Annotated in this window: 13 protein-coding genes and 1 pseudogene; 5 read left to right on the top strand and 9 right to left on the bottom strand. The window is 69.7% G+C overall.

What is annotated here, in order from left to right; all coding sequences use genetic code 11:
• Window positions 1–28: 28 nt before the first annotated feature.
• The 6 genes from nrdD to AruCF_RS15360 all read right to left on the bottom strand — a co-directional run bounded on the left by nrdD (window position 29) and on the right by AruCF_RS15360 (window position 6,972).
• Entirely contained in the window at window positions 29–211 is a 183-nt protein-coding gene (nrdD, locus tag AruCF_RS15385; protein WP_049074065.1) for an anaerobic ribonucleoside-triphosphate reductase, read from the bottom strand.
• A 64-nt stretch (window positions 212–275) separates the two neighbouring features.
• Window positions 276–2,276 (bottom strand): ribonucleoside triphosphate reductase, encoded by a 2,001-nt coding sequence (locus AruCF_RS15380; RefSeq protein WP_049074064.1) that lies wholly within the window; start codon window positions 2,274–2,276, stop codon window positions 276–278.
• Window positions 2,277–2,415: 139 nt separating this feature from the next.
• Window positions 2,416–2,766: a DUF3325 domain-containing protein gene (locus AruCF_RS15375; protein ID WP_049074062.1), complete on the bottom strand. Its 351-nt coding sequence runs from the start codon at window positions 2,764–2,766 to the stop codon at window positions 2,416–2,418.
• Window positions 2,763–4,376, bottom strand: a complete 1,614-nt coding sequence (locus AruCF_RS15370; RefSeq protein ID WP_080977439.1) for a PepSY-associated TM helix domain-containing protein — start codon at window positions 4,374–4,376, stop codon at window positions 2,763–2,765. Before AruCF_RS15370 ends, AruCF_RS15375 begins: the two co-directional genes overlap by 4 nt.
• 166 nt (window positions 4,377–4,542) lie before the next feature.
• Entirely contained in the window at window positions 4,543–5,535 is a 993-nt protein-coding gene (locus tag AruCF_RS15365) for a Bug family tripartite tricarboxylate transporter substrate binding protein (RefSeq protein ID WP_083036798.1), read from the bottom strand.
• A 12-nt stretch (window positions 5,536–5,547) separates the two neighbouring features.
• Window positions 5,548–6,972: a M20 family metallopeptidase gene (locus AruCF_RS15360; RefSeq protein ID WP_049074055.1), complete on the bottom strand. Its 1,425-nt coding sequence runs from the start codon at window positions 6,970–6,972 to the stop codon at window positions 5,548–5,550.
• Between the two features lie 143 nt (window positions 6,973–7,115).
• Here AruCF_RS15360 and AruCF_RS15355 point away from each other — a divergent pair, with 143 nt between their 5' ends.
• Complete coding sequence (locus AruCF_RS15355) at window positions 7,116–8,042, top strand: LysR family transcriptional regulator (protein ID WP_049074054.1); 927 nt, start codon at window positions 7,116–7,118, stop codon at window positions 8,040–8,042.
• A gap of 28 nt (window positions 8,043–8,070) precedes the next feature.
• On the opposite strand, the pseudogene AruCF_RS15350 reads toward AruCF_RS15355, so the two are convergent.
• Window positions 8,071–8,366, bottom strand: a pseudogene (locus tag AruCF_RS15350) (efflux RND transporter permease subunit); the annotation flags it as partial.
• Window positions 8,333–9,301: a LysR family transcriptional regulator gene (locus AruCF_RS15345; protein WP_049074051.1), complete on the bottom strand. Its 969-nt coding sequence runs from the start codon at window positions 9,299–9,301 to the stop codon at window positions 8,333–8,335. The pseudogene AruCF_RS15350 and the gene AruCF_RS15345, both read right to left, overlap by 34 nt.
• Before the next feature lie 128 nt (window positions 9,302–9,429).
• Between AruCF_RS15345 and AruCF_RS15340 the strand changes: the two genes are divergently transcribed.
• Window positions 9,430–10,584: an FAD-dependent oxidoreductase gene (locus AruCF_RS15340; protein ID WP_049074049.1), complete on the top strand. Its 1,155-nt coding sequence runs from the start codon at window positions 9,430–9,432 to the stop codon at window positions 10,582–10,584.
• 70 nt (window positions 10,585–10,654) lie between these two features.
• Window positions 10,655–11,470 (top strand): hypothetical protein, encoded by an 816-nt coding sequence (locus tag AruCF_RS15335; protein WP_049074046.1) that lies wholly within the window; start codon window positions 10,655–10,657, stop codon window positions 11,468–11,470.
• Window positions 11,471–11,493: 23 nt separating this feature from the next.
• Here AruCF_RS15335 and AruCF_RS15330 read toward each other — a convergent pair whose 3' ends face one another.
• Window positions 11,494–12,744 carry an NnrS family protein gene (locus AruCF_RS15330; protein WP_049074044.1) on the bottom strand — a complete coding sequence of 417 codons (1,251 nt, stop codon included), beginning with the start codon at window positions 12,742–12,744 and terminating at the stop codon, window positions 11,494–11,496.
• Window positions 12,745–12,984: 240 nt separating this feature from the next.
• Here AruCF_RS15330 and AruCF_RS15325 point away from each other — a divergent pair, with 240 nt between their 5' ends.
• Entirely contained in the window at window positions 12,985–14,244 is a 1,260-nt protein-coding gene (locus AruCF_RS15325) for an MFS transporter (protein WP_049074042.1), read from the top strand.
• Between the two features lie 24 nt (window positions 14,245–14,268).
• Window positions 14,269–15,654 carry a NarK family nitrate/nitrite MFS transporter gene (locus tag AruCF_RS15320; protein WP_049074041.1) on the top strand — a complete coding sequence of 462 codons (1,386 nt, stop codon included), beginning with the start codon at window positions 14,269–14,271 and terminating at the stop codon, window positions 15,652–15,654.
• The last annotated feature ends 113 nt before the right edge of the window (window positions 15,655–15,767 follow it).

Below are 15,767 nucleotides of genomic sequence, written 5' to 3'. Positions count from 1 at the left end.
GGGGGCGGCCTTGCGGCCGCCGGCCGCTTCAGGCACGTTGTTCGACGAAGAAGCGGCGTTCATTGAATTCGCCTTGTTTGCCGGTGTTGAAGGAAGACACGGGGCGGTGATAGCCCATGACGCGGGTCCAGACTTCGCAGCGCACGCGCTGGCTGTCGTCCAGATGCGCGGCCTGCGGGGCGATGGCTTGCGGGGTGATCACGGTTTGCATGATGGCTCCTGGGGGAAAGGCCGGGCGGGGATCGCCCGGGGAAAAAACGCGGTGACCGGCGATGTCAGGCCGGCGCGCAGCAAGACGCCTGCTTGGCCAGCAGTTCGGCGTCGCACTTGGGGCAGAACTCGTGGTGCCCGGCCAGATAGCCGTGGTTCGGGCAGATCGAGAACGTCGGCGTGACGGTGATGTAGGGCAGGCGGAAGTTCGACAGCGCGCGCCGCACCAGCGCCTTGCAGGCGCTGGCCGACGACACGGCCTCGTTCATGTACAGGTGCAGCACGGTGCCGCCGGTGTACTTGCCCTGCAGCGCTTCCTGCAAGGCCAGCGCCTCGAACGGATCGTCGGTGTGGCCCACCGGCAACTGGCTGGAGTTGGTGTAGTAGGGCTGCGCCTCGGTGCCCGCCTGCAGGATGCCGGGATAGCGCTTGCGGTCCTCGCGAGCGAAGCGGTAAGTGGTGCCTTCGGCCGGCGTGGCCTCCAGGTTGTATAGATGGCCGGTCTCTTCCTGGAACTCGGTCATGCGCGCCCGCACCCGGTCCAGCAGCCGCACCGCCAGCGCGTGGCCGGCCGGCGTGGTGACGTCGTCGGCGTCGTCGCTGAAGTTGCGGATCATCTCGTTGATGCCGTTCACGCCCAGCGTGCTGAAGTGGTTGCGCAGCGTGCCGAGGTAGCGCCGCGTGTACGGGTACAGCCCCTGGTCGATGTAGCGCTGCACCACCTTGCGCTTGGTTTCCAGCACGTCGCGCCCGAGGCCCAGCAGGTGGTCCAGGCGCGCCATCAGCGCCGCCTCGTCGCCGCGGCAGGTATGGCCCAGGCGGGCGCAATTGATCGTCACCACGCCCACCGACCCGGTCTGCTCGGCCGAGCCGAACAGGCCGTTGCCGCGCTTGAGCAGCTCGCGCAGGTCCAGTTGCAGGCGGCAGCACATGGAGCGCACCATGTGCGGCTCCAGATCGGAATTGAGGAAGTTCTGGAAGTACGGCAGGCCGTAGCGCGCGGTCATCTCGAACAGGCGCTCGGTGTTGGGATGGTCCCAGTCGAAGTCGGGCGTGATGTTGTAGGTGGGAATCGGGAACGTGAACACGCGCCCCTTGGCGTCGCCGGCCATCATCACCTCGATGTAGGCGCGGTTGATCATGTCCATTTCGGCCTGCAGGTCGCCATAGGCGAACGGCATTTCCTCGCCGCCGACGTAGGGGATCTGCTCCTTCAGGTCGGCCGGGCAGGTCCAGTCGAAGGTCAGGTTGGTGAACGGCGTCTGCGTGCCCCAGCGGCTCGGCACGTTCAGGTTGTAGATCAGCTCCTGCATGCTTTGCTTGACCTCGGCGTAGGTCATCGCGTCGCGGCGGATGAAGGGCGCCATGTAGGTGTCGAACGAGCTGAAGGCCTGCGCGCCGGCCCATTCGTTCTGCAGCGTGCCCAGGAAGTTGACGATCTGGCCGATGGCCGCCGACATGTGGCGCGGCGGCGTGGCCTCGATCTTGCCGGGGATGCCGTTGAAGCCCTCGGTCAGCAGCTGGCGCAGCGACCAGCCGGCGCAATAGCCGCTGAGCATGTCCAGGTCGTGGATGTGGATGTCGCCGTCGCGGTGGGCCTGGCCGGCCTCGGGCGTGAAGACGTTGGACAGCCAGTAGTTGGCGGTGACCTTGCCGGCGACGTTCAGGATCAGCCCGCCCAGGCTGTAGCCCTGGTTGGCGTTGGCGTTGACGCGCCAGTCGCGCTGTTCCAGGTATTCCTCCATGGCGCTTTCCACGTCCACCAGGGTGTGGCGCAGCGCGCGCAGGCGGGCGTGCTGTTCGCGGTAGACGATGTAGGCGCGGGCGGTGCGCCAGTAGCCGGCCTTGACCAGCGTTTCCTCGACCTGGTTCTGGATGGTCTCCACGCCGGGGCAGACGTTGCCCTCGGCGGCCAGCGCCTCGATCACCGCGCCGGTCAGCGCCTGGGCCACGTCGGCGTCCAGTTCTCCGGTGCCGCGGCCGGCGGCGGCGATGGCCGCCGCGATCTTGGCGCGGTCGAATGCGACGACCCGGCCGTCGCGCTTGAGGATGTGTTGGAGTTGCATCGCTGACACCATATGTTGTGGGGTGGAAAAACTCTACCACCACCTATGGTGTCAAAGACCGGGTCGCCGAGGCGTTTGTCAGGCCGGCTTGATGCCGGTCAAACGGCCCCGGACGGGCCGGGGCGGGCGCAATGCGGCCCTAGAAGCCGAAGCCGACCCCGGCGATCGAGATGACCACCGCCAGCGCGGCGGTGCGCATCGCCGGGCGCGGCGACCACGACAGCATGCCGACCCACAGCAGGGCGCCGGCCGACAGCCAGCCGAGCCAGGCCACCACGCCCACGGTGTTGCCCCACAGGCCGACGCACGGCAGCAGCGCCAGCAGCAACAGCAGGATGCCGGCGGCGCGCAGCACGCGCGAATGGCCGGCGGACGGATCGCGGCCCCAGACCTGGTCATAGTGGCGCGGCATCGCCAGGCTCAGGCAGGCCATGCCGGAATAGGTCAGCAGCAGCGCCATGGCGATGCCGTATGCGTCGTTCAGATTCATGCCGTGGCTTCCTGGGGCGGGCGGGCGTTGCGCGGCGGCGGCGCCGACAACGGTTTCTTGCGCAATCGTAGCGCGGCCCAGCCGGCCGCCAGGCCGGTGGCGACGGCCGTCAGTTCGACGCCGGCGCTTTCCCAGTCGCCGCGCGCGATCTGCGCCAGCGGATGGTCGCCGATCGTCGCCAGCGACAGCAGCGGCAGCAGCAGGCACAGCGCCGACAGCGCGGCCAATTGCCCGATCCACGCGCGCCGGGGCGCGCACAGCCAGGCGTGGGCCAGCGTCAGCGCCCAGACGATGAAGAAAGCGCGCAGCTCCCAGCCGGCGCGCTGCGGCAGCGCCACCGGCAGCAGGCGGTTGGCCCACAGGTAGGCGACGCAGGCGATCGCCAGGCCGGCCAGCGCGACCACGTTCAGGCCTTCGATCAGGCGGTAGACGCGCGCGGTGGCGGCGCCGAACTCGTTGCCCATCTTGTTGCGGCGCTTGACCATGAACAGCACCGCGCCCGTGCCCATCATCGCGGCGCCGGCCAGGCCGCACAGGAAATACAGCCATTTCATGGCCAGGCCGCCGAACTTGACCATGTGCAGGTCGGCCATCACCTGGCGCGTGAGCGGCGCGGCGCCGCCTTCAACGCCGCCGGGCGCGCGCAGGCGCAGCAGTTCGCCGCTGGCGGCGGAGAATTCGGCCATGCCGGTGGTGGTGCTGATGAGGACCTGCTGGTCGGCGGCTTCGTTCCAGCCATAGACCGCGATCCGCATCGAGCCGTCTTCGGGGTTGTTGATGACGACGGCGCGGGCGGTCTGCCCGATCAGTTGTTCGGCGCGGGCCACCAGCGGTTCCAGCGGCGGCACCGCCAGCGCGGCGCCGGTCGGCGTCGGCCGGTCTTCGCGGGAGAGTTCGGCCAGGTACTGGCGCGCGGCCTCGGCGCCGCCGCCATAGGCCGCCGTGATCGGCGCGGGCATCAGCGTCAGCGCCGAGATCACGATGCCGGTGTAGGCGATCATGAACTGGAACGGCAGCGTCAGCACCGCCGTGGCGTTGTGCGCGTCCAGCCACGAGCGCTGGCCTTTTTTCGCGCGGAAGGTGAAGAAGTCCTTGAAGATGCGCTTGTGCGTCACCACGCCCGAGACCATCGCCACCAGCATCGCCATGGCCGCGAAGGCCACGATCCAGACGCCCAGCGGCTGGGCATGCAGGTTGTAGTGGAAGTCGACGAAGTGACTGCCGCCAAGCGTGGCGCGGCCGGCCGCGTGGGGCGCTTGCCCTGGCAGTTCCTGGCCGGTCTCGGGATCGAGTTCGGCGTCGGCGTATTCGCCGTTATGGTCCAACCAGTACGCCACCAGGCCGTTGTCGTGAAAGCGGTCCACCGGCCAGATCTCCCACATGCCGGCGCCGGGGTGATGCTGTGCCATGTACCGCACGGCCAGGTCGAGCCGGCGCGCGCGGTCCACCTTGACGGGCTCGCGCGCCGCCGCTTCGGCCTCGGCCGCGTGGTGCTCGGGCGTCATCCAATGGGTGATGGGTTCGGCGAATACCGCCAGGGTGCCGGTCAGGAAGACGGCGAACAGCAGCCAGGAAAACCACAGGCCGACCCAGGTGTGGAGCCAGGCCATGGACAGACGGAAAGTGGGTTTCAGAACGCGCCTCGTTATTTTTCGACGCGGCCGCGGACCGGCGTCCTTTATTGAGAATGGTTCTGATTCTAATCGAAATGGGGCCAGAGTAGGACGGAATCCCTACGCGCTGGCCCCGCGGCGCAACGCAGGGCGCCCGCCGGCCTCAATCCAGTTTGATGTTGGCGCGCCGGCCCACTTCGCCGAAGGTCTGCAACTCTTGCCGCATGCGCGCCGTGAAGGCCGCGCCGTCCAGATAGACCGGTTCCAGCGCCAGATCGGTGACGGCGCGCTGCACCTGCGGATCGGCCATGATCTCGGCCACCGCGCGGTTCAGCGTGTCCAGCACGGGCTGCGGCGTGCGGGCCGGCGCCACCAGGCCGTACCAGCCCACCATCGACACGCCGGGCAGGCCGCTTTCGATGAAGGTCGGCACGTCCGGCAGTTGCGGCACGCGGTGTTCGCCGGTGACGGCCAGCGCGCGCACCTTGCCGGCCTTGACCTGCGGCGCGGCCGACGACACCGTGTCCACGCCCAGCGCGATCTCGCCGCCGATCAGGGCAGTGATGAACTGCGCGCTGCCCTTGTAGGGCACCGGCGCCATTTTGGCGCCGGCGGCCTCGGCGAACATTTCGCCCACCAGGTGCGGCGCCGATCCCGGGCCGAAGGTGCCATACATCAGGCCGCCGCTGGCGGTCTTGTCGCGCGCCAGCTCGGCGGCCTGTTGCGCGGTCTTTGCCGGCACGCTGTTCTGCGCCAGCAGCACCACCGGCGCCAGCGCCACGATGGCGATGTGCTCGAAGCTGCGGCGCGGATCGTAGGGCAGGTCGCGCTTGAGCGCCGGCAGCACGGTGTAGGTGGTGCTGCCCGACAGCATCAGCGTGTAACCGTCGGGCTGCGCCTGCGCCACGGCGTTGGCGCCGATGACGGTCGAGGCGCCGGGCCGGTTCTCGACGATCACGGCCTGGCCCAGCTTGCCCGACAGCCGGTTGGCCAGCAGGCGGGCCACGGCGTCGGTGGCGCCGCCGGGCGTGAACGGCACCACCAGCTTGATGGCCTGTTCGGGATAGGCGGCGTGGGCGGCGGGCGCGCCCACGGCGGCTTGGAGGGCAAGGGCCGAAAGGCAGGCCAGCGCGGCGGCGCGGATTCTGGCGATCATGGTCGGGTCCGGTCAGGGTTGGGCAATGGTAACGGGGTTGCGGGCGGCCTGGCGCAGCGCGGCGCCCTGGTCGCCCAGGTCCCAGAACAGGCCGGCCATGATGGCCAGGCCTTCACGCGCCACGCTGCCCAGCAGATGTTCGTTGGGGGCGTGCTGGGCGCAGGCGGGGTAGGAATGCGGCACCCACAGCGTGGGCAGGCCGAGCAGGTCGGCGAAGATGTCGTTGGGCAGCGAGCCGCCCAGGTTGGGCAGCAGCGCCGGCCGCAGGCCCGTGCTGCGCTCGATCGAGGCGGCGGCCCAGCGCGCCCACGGGTTGTCGGGCGACAGCCGGGTGGCGCCGGCCTGCATGCCGACGCGCACCTGCACGTCGCCGAAGCCGGCCTCATCGAGGTGGGCGCGCACGTGGCGTTCCAGCGCCTTCCAGTCGGTGCCGACCACGAAGCGCAACTGGCACCAGGCCGAGGCGGCCGGCGGAATGGCGTTGACCGGCTTGGCCGGATCGCCGGCGCCGAAGGTCAGCACGTCCAGGCTGTTCCAGCCGAACACCTGCTCCGCGGGCGACAGCCCCGGTTCGCCCCAGTCGCTGTCGATCGCGGGATCGTCGGGACCGCCGCCGACCTCCAGGTCGGCCAGCGCCGCGGCCACCGCGGCCGGGATGGGGGGCGGGCGCAGGCCCGGCACCTGGATGCGGCCGCGCGCGTCCACCAGCGTGGCGATGGCGTGCGACAGGATGATGGCGGGGTTGGCCAGCAGGCCGCCCCAGTTGCCCGAGTGATAGCCGCGCTCGCGGGCGCGCAGCGACAGTTCGAAGTTGACCGCGCCGCGCGAGCCCATGAACAGGGTGGGGCGGGCGGCCGCCAGGCGCGGGCCGTCGCTGGCGATGAAGACGTCGGCGGCGAGAGTCTCGCGCTGCGCCTCGCAGAACGCCGCCAGGCCCGGCGAGCCGGCTTCCTCGCCGGTCTCGATCAGCCAGGTGGCGTTGAATCCCAGCCTGCCGTCGCGCGCCCGCAGGACTTCGCGCAGCGCCGCCAGGTTGATGGTGTGCTGGCCCTTGTTGTCGGCGGTGCCGCGGCCGTACCAGCGGTCGCCCTCGATCCGCAGGCGCCAGGGATCGCGGCCGGCGTCCCATTTGGCCGCGTTGCCGCGCACCACGTCGCCGTGGCCGTACAGCAGCACCGTCGGCAGCGCGGCGTCCTCGATGCGCCGCGCCACCAGGATCGGCAGGTCCACGCCCGCCGGGTTCGGATGCACCTGACAGGTGAAACCCAGCGCCCGCAGCTGCGGCGCCAGTTCGTCGTTCAGATAGGCGTGCTGGCTGGGCGCCTGGCCCGGCTCCTCGCTCTCGGTCGGGTAGGCCACGCGGCGGGCCAGCTCGGCCTGCAGGGTGCCGTCGTCGTAGGCGTTGGTGGCGTGAAGAATGGCTTGTTCGCGGATCACAGCGGTCTCGGAGGCGAAGAAGGCACAAAGTTATTACGCTTGTTCACATGCCACAATTAGATAATTCGCATTTGATCATTGCCATTTTGGCAATGGTTGGCGTGACCATTGCGAGACGGTCGGAATGACCTGGGGAGCGTGTCGTGATTTCGCTGGGTTTGAGGTATTTCCTGGAGGTGGCGCGCTGCGGCTCGATCGCCGGCGCGGCCGCCGCGCAGCACGTGGCGGCCTCGGCCGTCAGCCGCCAGATCGCCAAGCTGGAGGACGAGCTGGGCGTCGCGCTGTTCGAGCGCCAGGCGCGCGGCATGGCGCTGAGCGAGGCCGGGCGCCAGCTGGCGGCCTACGCCAGCGCCGCCGCGCTGGAGGCCGAGCGCATCGCCACCGGCATCCGCCAGCGCAGCGCGCTGGGCGACGTGACCGTGCGGCTGGCCTGTACCGAGGGCTTCGCGCACCGCTTCCTGCCGCAGTGCATGGCCGATTTCAAGCGCCAGCATCCCGAGGCGCGCTTCCATCTGCTGGTGGAGCGGCCGGAGGAGGTCAACCGGCTGATCCTGGAGGGCCTGTCGCAGCTGGCGCTGCGCTACACGGTGGCGCCCGACGAGCGTCTCAAGACCGAGCTGCTGTGCCGCGCGCCGGTCTACGCCATCATGTGCCGGCATCATCCGCTGGCCGCGCGCCGCAGCGTCGGCGTGCGCGATCTGGCGCAGGCGCCGCTGTCGCTGGGCGATCCGGGCACCACGGTGCGCGACCTGTTCGACACGGCCTGCGCCAATGCCGGCGTGCACATCGAGCCGGCCTATGTGTCCAACCATTCGGCGGCCTTCCTGCCGATGCTGCCGGGCAGCCAGATCGTGGCGTTGACCGGCTACCTGACGGTGATCGGCCTGCTCGACAGCGCCGGCCTGGTGGCGGTGCCGTTCAGCAATCCCGAAATGCGCCAGCGCAGCATCCAGGTCGTGACCTTGCGCGGCGCCCACCTGCCGCCGCTGGCGCGGGCCTTCCTGGCGCTGCTGGCCGAACGCCTGAGCGTGGCGCCGCGGGCCCCGGAAGTGGAACGGGGCGCGGGCTGAGGCGTCGGGCGCGGTGTGGACGGGCGGATCAGGCGCGGCGCGCGCGCCACCCGGCCACCTTCAGCCGCAGCCGCTCCAGCGCCAGGTCCACGATCGGCGTGGTGTACCGCGTCAGGAACTGGCTGATCATCAGCCCGCCGACGATGGTCACCCCCAGCGGCCGGCGCGGTTCCGAGCCTTCGCCCATGCCCAGCACCAGCGGCAGCGCGCGCCCAGCAGGCCGGCCGGGTGGGTCATGACGATGGGCCGCAGGCGCAGCATGGCGGCGCGATGGATGGCCTGTTCCGGCGTCAGGCCCTCGCGCCGTTCCTGGCCGAGCGCGAAGGGCGGCTAGCGCCAGCCGCGGGCGCGCCCAGGCCGGCCTCGGCCAGCCGCGTCTGGATCAATTCAAGCAGCGCCCGGGCCCGCGCGCTGACCGAGTGGCGGTGGCTGTAGACCCCGAGCAACTGCAGGGGCGCCGGTTGCAGGTCCAGCGGCACTTCGCACAGGCGGCCGGCGGCAAGGTCCTCCTGGCATGAGGCGGCCGCCAGGATCGCGAAGCCGATGCCCTGGCGCGCGCCCATCAGCGCCAGTTCGCCGCTGTTGACGCGGTAGCGGCTGCGCACCGGCACCTTGACGATGTCTCCGGCCGCGTCCACGAATTGCCAGGGCATGCCCTTGAGCGCGCTCAGGGTGGTGATGCAGGGCAGCGCCTTGAGCTGGCGCGCCTGGCGCGGCACGCCGACGCGGCTCAGCAGCGCGGGCGAGGCAACCACGATGCTGGGCAATATCGCCAGTTCGCGCGTGATGAGGCTGCTGTCGTCCTGGCGGCCGCGATGGAACACGATCGACAGATCGACATCCTCGCGCAACGCGTCGACGCCATCGAGGCGGGTGTCGCAGGCCAGGTCGATGCCGGGGTGACGATCGCAGAACTCCGCCAGGATCGGCGCCAGCAGCCGTGGCGCTTCGCCCGGCATGCACAGGTGCAGCGGCCCGCGCAGTTCCTGCCTGGCCGCGCCCAGTTCCTCTTCCGTGGCGGCCAGGCTGTCCAGCAACGGCTTGGCCCGCTGGTACAGCAGTTGGCCGGCTTCGGTCATGCGCAGATGGCGGGTGCTGCGTTCCAGCAGCCGCACGCCCAGCCGCCGCTCTAGTCCCGCGACATGGCGGCTGACGTTCGATGAGGGCATGGCCAGGCGCCGCGCCGCGCCCGCGAAACTCTGTTCATCCACCACCGCCGCGTAGACGCGAACGCTGTTCAGATCCAGGGCCTGACCCATGATTATCCCGTTTGCGATATGAAAGGAACCCATTTTTCCATACTAGTTCTCGCATCCGGCGGAATCTACGATGCGGATCCTGTGTGCGGCGTCGGGCCGGCACGCGGAATTTGAAGCAAGGATTCAGCATGGATATCGGAATACTGGGCGGCGGGATCGCCGGCCTGAGCGTGGCGCTCGCCCTGCACCGGTCGGGGCACAGGCCGCGGGTCTACGAACGCGGCGCCGCGCCGGCCACGATGGGGGCCGGCGTGACGCTTTGGCCCAATGCGGGGTTCGTGCTCGACCGGCTCGGCCTGCTGCCGGACATCGCGGCGTTGGGGGGAAAGCCGGTGGCGATGCGCCGTTACGACCCCGCGGGCAATGCCCTGGGGGGACTCGACATCACCGCGCTGGATCGCCTGATGGGTTATCCGACCCATGCGATCCTGCGCCGCGACCTGCTGGCCGTGCTGCTGGCGCACACGGCGCGCGCCGGCATCACGGTCGAGTACGGCCATCGCGCGGTGGCGATCGAGCCGGGCGACGATGGCCGCGCCACGGCGTGGTTTGGCAATGGCGCCGCCATCCGGCCGGACCTGCTCATCGGCGCGGATGGCCGCATGGAATCGGTGGCGCGCCGCTTCGTCACGGGTGACAACAAACCGGTCTACCAAGGGTTCGTGAACTGGATCGGCGTCGCGTCGGCGCCAGGCCTGGCCGATGACATCGCCATCCAGGACTATTGGGGCGTCGGCGAGCGTTTCGGCTGCGTCGCGGTGCGGCGGGATCTGGTCTATTGGGCGGGCGCCCAGGTCCGGCCGCTGTCCGCCGCCGGGGAGGGGGCGGATCCGCGCGCGGAGGTTGCCGACCTTTTCGCCGATTGGGCCGAACCGGTCGCGCGCCTCATCCAGGCGACGCCCGCCGACGCCGTGCGCCTGATCGCCGTGCATGACCTGGACACGCCGGCGGTCTGGCACCGGGACAATGTGCTGCTGGTGGGCGATGCCGCGCACGCGCCGTTGCCGACCTCGGGCCAGGGCGCGTGCCAGGCGCTGGAGGATGCCTGGCACCTGGGCCAATGCCTGGCGGCCGGGCCGCGCGACCTGGAGGCGGCGCTGGCCGCCTTCACCGCGATCCGCCAGCCCAAGACCGCCGGCTTGACCGAGCTGGCCCGCGTCCATGCGCGCGGCCTGTTCGAGCGCGATCCGGAGATCTGCCGCCTGCGCGACCAGCAGGCCAGGGCGGCCGACCCGGCGGCGGCGCTGCGGGGCTTGGCCAGCGCCTGGGGCGAAGGGCTGTGAACGGGGATAATACGGTTTTCCAGCCAGTTTCCGCCCCGGCGTGCGCCGGGCCGCTCATAGGGTTTCATTCATGCAAGAAAATACCTCCGCCGCCGCGCTGATCGACGCGCTGCGCACCGACCGCGCCGCGTTGCAGCTGTGGCAATCCGTGGCGCGCGAGTACCAGGGCAAGCATGCCGAGGTGCTGGCGCCGCTGGAGGTCACCGAGATCGAGCTCAAGGCCAGGCTGGTGTTCTGCTTCGACCATGCCGCCAGGCAGAAGGAGCTGACAAAGGCGGAACGCCAGCTGGTGTCCGAGATCGCCGCGCAATTGGGGCAGGAAACGCTGTTCTCGATCCTGCTGGATGGTACGCCGGCCGAATGCGACGTCGAGCGCCTGAAGGCGGTCTACCGCAAGCACAGCGATTCCGACATCGACGCCGAAGTGGCCGAGGAACGCGAGGCCGAAGCGGCCGAGAGGGCCGAGATGGCCGCCTCCGCGCAGGCCCAGGCAGAGGCGCCAGCCACCGCCGCGACGTTCGCGCCCGAGGCGCTGGCGCAGGCCGAGGCCTTGCTGGCGCTGGGGCCGGACGGGCTGGACGGCGTGGCCGAAGACAAGCTGGCGCTGGCCATTCCCGTGCTGCGGGAGCAACTGGTGGCCGTGAACCGCGAGCTGGCCGCGTTCGAACGCGACTTCAAGGCCGAATACCGCTTCGATCCGGAGCAGCCGATCGACCCGGCCGACCTGATGGAAGACCTGGACGCGGAAATCGCCGATGTGCAGGACTACATCGGCGAGCTGGAGTTCGAGCTGTCGCAGTTCGTCGACATGCAGCAGCTCAAGGCCTGGCTCAAGGCCATGAAGAAGCAGCTGGAAGCGACCCGCCGGCGCGAAGCGCGCGGCTGAGAAACGGGGCGGCCGCCCGCGCTTCAAGGCGCCCGGCGCGGCCCGGCGGGCACGATCTTCATCATCGGCGCCGCCGGCTTGGCGGCGGCGTCCGCGCGCGGACGGATCATCCACGGCCAGAAGCGCCACAGGTACAGGCCGAACCCCAGCGCCCAGGCGCTGGCCGACGCATGCAGCAAGCCCAGCGCGGCGCCGGTCGGCACCAGGGCGGCCAGGCGCAGCAGCGCCGCCAGGATCACCAGCGCATAGCTCAGCACCATGCCGCGGTCGGCGCGCAGCGGCCGGCCCAGGTGGCCCATCGCCGTGCGCGTGGCCATGCCGATGATCAGCACCGAGAAACCGGCCACGCCGATGACGTGCGCCGGCCAGGCCGGCCGCGCCACGTAGCCGGCCAGTTGCGCCGCGCCCGCCAGCAGGCCGAGGCCCAGGCCCAGATAACCCACGTACAGGACCCAAAGCAGCGGCACGCGGCGCGCGGCCCACGGCTTCCAGGCCAGCCACTGCGCCAGCGCCAGGATGCCGGTGACCGCGAGCAGCAGTGCGGCGGCACGCGGCGCCCCGGCCAGCAGGCCGGCAATCGCCAGCACGCCGGCGCCCAGCTGCCAATGGCCGCTGCGGGTGTGGGGTGGAATTTCCAGGCCGGCGACGGCCCGCTTGGCGAAGAACGGCAGCACGCGGCGCGCGATCAGCAGCGTCAGCACCGCCATCACCAAAAGGCCGGTGTTGAAGTAGCGCATCAGCGCCACGTAATCGCCGGCCAGCGCGGCGCGCAGATACAGCGCGTGGGCCGCGGCCAGCGCCAGCAGCAGCAATGGCACGCCGTAGTTGCGGCGATTGCGCGTGATCCAGACGGCGCGCGCCAGGGCAATGGCGGCCCACAGGAAGAACAGCAGGTCGGCCACGGCGGCCACGGTGAACGCCGTCATGCCGGGCGCCAGGTAGGCGCCGCGCGCTACCAGCCAGAGCGCGCACAGCGCCGCCAGCGGCGCGCCGCGCAGCGGGTTGCGGCCGGTCCAGTTGGCGCCGGCCGTCAGCAGGAAGCCGACCGCGATGGTGGCCACGAAGCCCCACAGCATCTCGTGCGCGTGCCAGGGCATGGCGGTCAGCACGCCGGCCAGCCGGGCCGGGGCGAACACCCATAGCAGCACCGACAGCAGCGCCCAGGCGCAGCCAGCCAGGTACAGCGGGCGAAAGCCCATTTCGGTGAAGGCGCGCCAATTCGGCCGCGCGGCGCCGTCGGCGGCGGGTTCTTCCAGGGTGAGCAGGGTGGACATGATGGCCTTTGACGGGTAGCCGGCGAAGTGATTTTGAATGTGTATTTGAAATACATATTAACGCCGAAGGAGGCTTTCGGCCCATCGCGCGGATTTGATCCCGCGCAAACGCGGCGGCTTTTCCGGGGTGACTAGTCACATCGGCGGCGCCGATATGGTCGGCCGGCGAATGGTGGCGGCAGGCGCGGATGCCTAGGCTTGGGGCTGTCGTATTCCGTGTGCAAAAAAGCGAGAACCACCATGGCATCAACCCACCCCTCGGCCAGCGCGCCCATGCGGGTCCTGGTATCCAGCACCTTCGCCTTCACCATCTGCTTCGCGGTATGGATGATCTTCGCGGTGCTGGGCATTCCCATCAAGACGCAGCTCGGTCTGTCCGAGACCGAATTCGGCCTGCTGGCCGCCATGCCGGTGCTGACCGGCTCCCTGGTGCGCGTGCCGCTGGGCATCTGGACCGACCGCTACGGCGGCCGGCCGGTGTTCTTCGTGCTGATGCTGCTGGCGGTGGTGCCGATCTGGCTGCTGTCCTACGCCACCGAGTATTGGCAGTTCCTGGTGCTGGCGCTGTTCGTGGGCCTGACCGGCGGCTCGTTCTCGGTCGGCACGCCCTACGTGGCGCGCTGGTTTCCGCGCAACAAGCAGGGCCTGGCCATGGGCGTGTTCGGCGCCGGCAATTCGGGCTCGGCCATCACCAAGTTCGTGGCGCCGGCGCTCATCGCCGCCGCCGGCGGCGCCTGGGTGATCGTGCCGCAGGTGTACGCGGTGGCCCTGCTGGTGACGGCGATCCTGTTCTGGCTGTTCTCGGCCTCGGATCCGTCGCACCGGGTGGCCGGCGGCGCCAGCCTGAAGGCGCAATTCGCGATGCTGAAGGACCCGCGCGTGTGGCGCTACTGCCAGTACTACTCGGTGGTGTTCGGCGGCTACGTGGCGCTGGCGCTCTGGATGACCAAGTACTACATCGGCGAATACGGTTTCGACATGAAGCTGGCGGCGCTGCTGGCCGCGTGCTTCTCGCTGCCGGGCGGCGTGCTGCGCGCCATGGGCGGCTGGATCTCGGACCGCTATGGCGCCTACAAGACCACCTGGTGGGTGATGTGGGTGTGCTGGGTGGCGTTCTTCATCCTGAGCTATCCGCAGACGCACTTCACCGTGCTGACCACCGGCGGCCCGCGCCAGTTCGACATCGCCCTGGGCCCGACCAGCTTCACCATCCTGCTGTTCATCGTCGGCATCGCCATGGCGATTGGCAAGGCCTCGGTCTTCAAGTTCATCTCGGATGAGTTCGGCCAGAACATCGGCGCGGTCTCGGGCATCGTCGGCCTGGCCGGCGGCCTGGGCGGCTTCATCCTGCCGATCCTGTTCGGCGTGCTGCTCGACCTGACCGGCGTGCGCTCCAGCGCCTTCATGCTGCTGTACGGCACGGTCTGCGTCTCGCTCATCTTCATGCATTTCAGTTTCCGGCCCGAAAGCGCCGCCACCGCGCGGCGCCAAGCCGCCTGATCCCGACCTCACCGGAGAACACCTATGTCTTCCCATGTCCTGGCGCGCTGGGAGCCGGAAAACCCCGGCTTCTGGAAACAGACCGGCGCCCGCATCGCCAACCGCAACCTGTGGATTTCCATTCCCGCGCTGATGCTGGCGTTCAGCATCTGGATGCTGTGGAGCGTGGTGGTGGTCAATCTCGACCGCGCCGGCTTCATGCTGTCCAAGAACCAGTTGTTCTGGCTGACCGCGCTGCCGGCGCTGTCGGGCGCCACGCTGCGCATCTTCTATTCGTTCCTGGTGCCGGTGTTCGGCGGCCGCAAGTGGACCGCGATCTCGACCGCCTCGCTGCTGATCCCGGCGCTGGGCATGGGCTTCGCGCTGCGCGACCCGACCACCTCGTTCCCGACGCTGCTGATCCTGGCGCTGCTGTGCGGCCTGGGGGGCGGCAACTTCAGCTCCAGCATGGCCAACATCAGCTTCTTCTTTCCCAAGGACAAGAAGGGCCTGGCCACGGGCCTGAACGCCGGCATCGGCAACCTGGGCGTGTCGCTGGTGCAGTTCGTGGTGCCGGTGGCGATCTCGATGGGCGTGTTCGGCACCCTCGGCGGCGAGCCGCAGACGATTACCGCCGGCGGTGTCCAGCGCAGCCTGTGGCTGCAGAACGCCGGCTTCATCTGGGTCATTCCCATCGCGCTGGCCTCGCTGGCGGCATGGTTCGGCATGAACGACATCGCCGACGCGCGCGCCTCGTTCGCCGACCAGGCGGTGATCTTCAAGCGCAAGCACAACTGGCTGATGTGCTGGCTGTACGTGGGCACCTTCGGCTCGTTCATCGGCTTTTCGGCGGGCTTTGCCATGCTGACCAAGACGCTGTTCCCGCAAGTCGACCCGACCACCTATGCCTTCCTGGGCCCGCTGGTCGGCTCGCTGACCCGTCCCGTGGGTGGCTGGGTCTCGGACAAGCTGGGCGGGGCGCGCGTCACGCTATTCACCTTCATCGGCATGATCGCCGCGGTGCTGGGCGTGGTGATGTTCCTGCCGCTGAACGGGCAGGGCGGCGACTTCAACGGCTTCCTGGCCATGTTCATCGTGCTGTTCGCGCTGACCGGCGTGGGCAACGGCTCGACCTTCCGCATGATCCCGGTGATCTTCCTGCGCGAACGCACCCAGGCCGCGCAAGGCAAGGGCGCGGCCGCGCAGAAGCAGGCGTTGACCGACGCGGCGCGCGAATCGGCCGCGGTGCTGGGCTTTTCCGGAGCCATCGGCGCGTATGGCGGCTTTTTCATCCCGCGCAGCTTCGGCACCTCGCTGGAGCTGACCGGCAGCGCCCAGGCGGCCCTGTATTGCTTCATCGGCTTCTACGCCACCTGCGTGCTGATCACCTGGTGGTACTACGCGCGCCGCAATGCGCCGGTGCCCTGCTGAGCGGGGCTGGCCGGGGTGACTAGTCACTCTGCCGCGCCCGCCCTGTGCCACCGGCGAATGGTCGGCGCGGCGGGCGACCACTAAAGTGATTTTGACAGCACGGATTGCAGTAC

It is taken from the genome of Achromobacter ruhlandii, from assembly GCF_002082135.1.
Taxonomy (GTDB): Bacteria; Pseudomonadota; Gammaproteobacteria; order Burkholderiales; family Burkholderiaceae_B; genus Achromobacter; species Achromobacter ruhlandii.
Note: the sequence above shows the minus strand (reverse complement) of the source record. Positions and strands in the feature narration are given on the sequence as shown.